General features: G+C 30.9%; 1 protein-coding gene. It reads right to left on the bottom strand.

The features are described from left to right. Positions 1–231: 231 nt before the first annotated feature. Positions 232–1,338, bottom strand: coding sequence for an FRG domain-containing protein (locus BM201_RS17980; RefSeq protein WP_092545213.1), 1,107 nt, complete (start codon positions 1,336–1,338; stop codon positions 232–234). Between the last annotated feature and the right edge of the window lie 109 nt (positions 1,339–1,447).

The raw sequence follows: 1,447 nt of genomic DNA, 5'->3' as shown, positions 1-1,447 counted from the left end.
CGAAAAGCCTGGGTTGAAGGAAATTCTTTCCTCAACGTTCACACTTACGCAATGCTACGTCCTTTTTTGATTCTAGAAAATACTCCTTTATCGGTACAAAAGCCGCGCTTATTGCTCACAACGGTCTTGTATAACAATCAGTTGCGGATTAGTTAGAAACTAAGATAGCTAAAATTCCCGACTTTTATGCTTGCGCGGTTGTGTCCGCAGGACACAAAGCCGCAATTGTTGTTATACGGTGTTATGTGCTTTTTTTATTTGTTCATTTACTTGGTTTAATATATTGATTTGATAAGTTAATTCGCCATTTTCAACTGATAAGGGTTTGTGAACAACTTTATTTCGAAACATTCGTAAAGAGTCAATTTGTTTATAAAGTGACGCAAGATTTTCTTCATATTTCATTAAAATGTACAAAGCGTCTCTTAATCTATGAGTTTCTCTTATATACTTTCTAGAACGTTTAATCAATGAATTTTCTAGGGTAGTCCAAGTTTTTAAGAAGTTTCCAATATTCATAGGAGCAAGTTCAATTTGTATTTTGCTCTCTATTTCATTGCAAATATTTTCAATTTTGTCATTTTTTGGATAGAGCGCATTTTCAGGAATTCTATCAAAGTCTTTACCCCAAAAATCATCATTATTTGTAATTTCAAATTTTGCTATCAAGCGGTTATTTAAATCAAGTTCTCCTTTATACTCGTATTCATTTGTAATGTCTTCTGTTCCAATCAAAAAACCTTCTTGAAAGTAAGGTCTCAACGCTTGTGGTGGAGTAATGCTTAAAAGTCTAATATTTACTAGATCGTGTTCGGAATTATTAGAAATTCTATTTGAATAATATGGTAAACCAAAAACATATATATAAGCAGATTCTTGTTCATTCTGATATTGTGCAAAAGAACAAGCAACACGCAATGATTGTGTGATATCAATTAATGGAGTTTCTGTTACTTCATAATGTTGTAAAACACTCCATTGAATTAGTTTTTTTCTACGGAACTCTGTTATTCCATCAACTTTATGTTTTCTAAACAATTCAACCAAAATTTTACTTGCACTGTTAAGTTTGTCGAAACGATAATCTAATTCTTCTTGTGTCAAATGATCTCCGCGATAAATTGTGGGATAAAAAGTAGATTTATCAGCTTTATTTTTATAATCATTTTTTTGTCCTCGAAAAAAAAGTAAGTGATCTTTGTTTAGATACGAAAGTTTAGCAACTTGTTCGACCAAATCTCTATAACTTTTGATAGGAAAACCAATATCTTTTCCTACATCTTTTGAATTTGTGTGCTTATTAAGTTCTTTTGTTAGTTTTCCAAATATTTGCCTCACTTAATCAATTGTTGTGTATTATACTGAAATAGGTTGACCATTTTTGATTCAATTTTCGACAGATTAAATGGTCAATAGTTCTAAATTTTGTTTATTCCTTTTGTAGGAA

Origin of the sequence: Zunongwangia mangrovi (assembly GCF_900112105.1) — a bacterium.
In the GTDB taxonomy this organism is placed as follows: Bacteria; Bacteroidota; Bacteroidia; order Flavobacteriales; family Flavobacteriaceae; genus Zunongwangia; species Zunongwangia mangrovi.
Note: the sequence above shows the minus strand (reverse complement) of the source record. Positions and strands in the feature narration are given on the sequence as shown.